We start from the raw sequence: 218 nt of genomic DNA, 5'->3' as shown, positions 1-218 counted from the left end.
AGCAGGCCGTGTCGACCGTCAACGCCGGTCCCTCGAAGCCGAACGTGTACGCCACCCGGCCGGACACGAAGCTGCCGAGGGTGCCGGTGCCCCAGCGGCCCGCGACCTGGTCGGCGCGGGAGCGCGCGACCCAGGCGTAGTCCTGGAACATCGCGCCGGCGAACACGCCGGTCGCGCTCCCCCGCAGGGCGTCCGGGTCGATCCCGGCCTCCTCCAGG

At 75.2% G+C, this 218-nt stretch carries 1 protein-coding gene; it reads right to left on the bottom strand.

Annotated features, from left to right (window positions below; translation table 11 throughout):
- The coding region (locus JNW98_RS35915; protein ID WP_223772426.1) for a beta-ketoacyl synthase N-terminal-like domain-containing protein at positions 1 to 218 on the bottom strand (218 nt) is incomplete at both ends.

The sequence above is a fragment of the Streptomyces huiliensis genome (genome assembly GCF_020037025.1).
GTDB classification, from domain to species: Bacteria; Actinomycetota; Actinomycetes; order Streptomycetales; family Streptomycetaceae; genus Streptomyces; species Streptomyces huiliensis.
This window is presented reverse-complemented; position numbering and strand designations above follow the sequence as displayed.